The organism is Corallococcus sp. AB049A (assembly GCF_003668885.1).
In the GTDB taxonomy this organism is placed as follows: Bacteria; Myxococcota; Myxococcia; order Myxococcales; family Myxococcaceae; genus Corallococcus; species Corallococcus interemptor.
The window spans coordinates 1-506 of sequence record NZ_RAWL01000952.1; the positions used below are offsets into that span (position 1 = coordinate 1).

General features: G+C 62.1%; 1 protein-coding gene. It reads left to right on the forward strand.

All coding sequences use genetic code 11. The annotated features are described in order from the left end of the window. Positions 1 to 183: cold-shock protein (locus tag D7X55_RS46020; protein WP_147470476.1), on the forward strand; the 183-nt coding region annotated here is incomplete at its 5' end. Positions 184 to 506 lie beyond the last annotated feature (323 nt).

Genomic DNA, 506 nt, shown 5'->3' on the forward strand with positions numbered 1-506 from the left:
CAGTGGTTCAACGACGCCAAGGGCTTCGGCTTCATCACCCCGGAAAGCGGCCCGGACCTGTTCGTGCACTTCCGCGCGATCCAGGGCACCGGCTTCAAGACCCTGCAGGAAGGCCAGAAGGTTACCTTCATCGCCGTCCAGGGTCAGAAGGGCATGCAGGCTGACCAGGTGCAGGCGGTCTAATCCGTCTGCTACCGTTGGGTAGCCAGAACGCCGGAAGCGAAAGCTTCCGGCGTTTTTTATTGCCCGCCGTTTTTTTGTAGAGTCGAGCCATGCTGGACTGCGCCCAAAGACAGTCGAGCATGGCTCGACTCTACAAAGGACATGCAGCCGGCGCGGTACGATGCGCGTCTCCCCAAGGGATCACCCCCATGCGCATCGTCCACCACCTGGAAAACTCCCGTTCTCTGCGCGTGCTGTGGATGCTGGAGGAGCTGGGGTTGGACTACGAACTGCGCCGCTATCCGCGCGATCCGAAGACGCTGCTGGCGCCGCCGGAACTGCGC